The sequence below is a fragment of the Thalassolituus pacificus genome, from assembly GCF_025318105.1.
Taxonomy (GTDB): Bacteria; Pseudomonadota; Gammaproteobacteria; order Pseudomonadales; family Oceanobacteraceae; genus Venatoribacter; species Venatoribacter pacificus.
The window spans coordinates 1-1,303 of record NZ_JAOANI010000025.1 but is presented as its reverse complement, the minus strand read 5'-3'; the positions used below and the strand labels follow the sequence as shown (position 1 = coordinate 1,303).

Below are 1,303 nucleotides of genomic sequence, written 5' to 3'. Positions count from 1 at the left end.
TGTCTCGTCCTGAATAGAGTTGACACTTTCCAACCCCAAAAACAGGAAAGTGTGATGTTATCAACCTCCAAGCGAACCCAGCGAGATTATTCCCTCGCCTTTAAATTGGCCGTTGTTGATCAGATTGAAAAAGGCGAACTGAGCTACAAGCAAGCCCAACAACGTTATGGCATCCAGGGGCGATCAACGGTTTTGGTCTGGTTGCGCAAGCATGGCAAACTGGACTGGTCCAAAGGCAGCCATCCAATGACCACCCCCGGAAGCCACACCATGTCAGACGAATCCTTGCCGTTAACGCCTGAGCAGCGCATCAAAGAACTTGAACAACAGCTGGCTGAGTCGAAGATGAAAGCGGAGTTTTTTGAAGCCGTCGTTGATGTACTGGAGCGTGATTACGGTGTCAGCATCGTAAAAAAGCCACGTGCCAGATCATCGAAAAGAAAGCGGTAGCAGGACTATCTGTCAGCCGAAGTTGCGCCTACCTGGGGATCAGCAGGCAAGCTTATTACCAGCAGCGTCAACGGGATCGGATACGTCAGCAACAGGATACCCAGGTCTTGAGTTTTGTTGTGCGCGAACGAATACAACAGCCAAGACTGGGGACCCGTAAGTTGCAAAAACGGCTAGCAAGCAACGGCCTGAGCATTGGCAGAGACCGTCTTTTTGCGCTGCTGCGCGAACGGCGAATGCTGATCACCCGTAAGCGGGCTTACCACAAGACCACCAATAGTCATCATCGTTTTCGTCGCCATCCCAACTTATTAAAACCAGGCAGTGAGCAGGTTGTTGCCCAGAGGCCTGATCATGTATGGGTAGCCGATATTACTCACCTGCCGGTACAGCATGGCGAGGCCTATATCAGTCTGGTGACGGACGCGTATTCGCGGAAAATCGTGGGTTATCACGTCCACGATAATCTAAAGACAGGTTCGGTCGTACAGGCCTTCAGAAAGGCTTTGAGGCAACGACGGGGCAAAGACGAGCTGATACATCATTCAGACCGAGGCATTCAGTACTGTTCTGCCAAGTATCAGGACGTCCACAAACGGTATGGTGTCCGATGCTCAATGACGGACGGCTATGACTGTTACCAGAACGCGCTGGCGGAGCGGGTGAATGGAATTATTAAGAACGAGTATCTGGTGGTAAAGCCGCGGGATTTGAGTGAAGCAAGAGAGATGGTTCGGGAGTCGGTTATGCAGTACAACAGCCGGCGACCGCACCTGTCTCTTAAATACAAAACGCCCGATGAGGTTCATCGGGCGTTTGCGAAATAAGTGTCAACGTATTTCAGGACTAGACA

The 1,303-nt window shown here is 51.2% G+C and carries 1 protein-coding gene; it reads left to right on the top strand.

Annotated features, from left to right (window positions below; all coding sequences use genetic code 11):
- The first annotated feature begins 54 nt into the window (after window positions 1–54).
- Window positions 55–1,277 (top strand): IS3 family transposase gene (locus NYR02_RS14620; RefSeq protein WP_260977094.1). Its coding sequence is split into 2 segments (ribosomal slippage): window positions 55–409 and window positions 409–1,277, totalling 1,224 coding nucleotides; the frame shifts between segments, so codons are not numbered across the junction.
- Window positions 1,278–1,303: the final 26 nt, after the last annotated feature.